The sequence below is a fragment of the Mesorhizobium sp. M1E.F.Ca.ET.041.01.1.1 genome, assembly GCF_003997355.1.
Lineage (GTDB): Bacteria > Pseudomonadota > Alphaproteobacteria > Rhizobiales > Rhizobiaceae > Mesorhizobium.
This window is the reverse complement of the sequence record NZ_RZSL01001126.1, coordinates 1-840: the sequence shown is the minus strand read 5'-3', so window position 1 is coordinate 840 and position 840 is coordinate 1. Positions and strand designations below refer to the sequence as shown.

1 pseudogene is annotated in these 840 nt (G+C 62.5%); it reads right to left on the bottom strand.

The annotated features are described in order from the left end of the window. Window positions 1–374: 374 nt before the first annotated feature. Window positions 375–840 (bottom strand): annotated as a pseudogene (locus EOA38_RS37855) (chromosome partitioning protein ParB); the annotation flags it as partial.

The window sequence follows — 840 nt, the reverse complement described above, 5'->3', positions numbered from 1 at the left end:
GTATCGCCCAAGGAGTAACAACTCGGACCGACGGCGCAGATATCGCAGCCCGTTGCGACCACGTCCTGCACGAATGCGGGAATGTCTTTTTCTTGCATGCGCTTCATTTCAATGGGCCCCTTCTGACTTCACATTTTCTTATCACAGCTCACCCAATTTGCAACCCTGCCGTGCAATCTTGCGCGTCACTGCGGTGCGCAAGCACCTTCCCTCTCAGCTGCCCGTGAGCCCCGCGCCGGTCGCGGCGCGGCTCAAAGGCGGCAAAAGTGCAGCCGGCGCCGTCCCGGAAGATGGTCCCCCAGGCGGCGGCTTTTAAGAGCCGCCGCCTGGGCTTGGTTAGATCATTGCCCCGCAAACAGCGGCTGAACGCGGGCCTACTGGTCGGCGGTGCGGAAGCCGCCGCGCGCCGTGTAGCTTTCGACCGGGAATTTCATCCAGCGCGGCAGCCATGCCTCGACCTTCTCGCGGCCGTTCTCGCCGGCAAGGAAGTCGCGGATGATCTTCTTTTGCGTCTTGACCTTTTCGGCCACATTGCCGTCGGCGACATGCTTGCCGCCGATGTCGGCAAGCATGGCATTGGCGACTTCCTTGTCGCGCAGTAGCTCGAAGAACGCCTCGTCCGCTTGCCAGAAAGCAGCCATGTCGACGTTCAGATTATGCCCAAGCGCCTCAATGACGGCGCTGCCGGCCTCGAGCGTCTCGGCCATGACAAGGCTGAGAACGCGCAGGACGTCGTCATCGGAGAGCGCCAAGAGCTTCACAAAAACGTTGGCGAGAGCGAAGGCGTCGCCGTGGCCGCCGGTGAGCGGGCCATCGTCGTCCGCTTGCCCAATCAGCGCC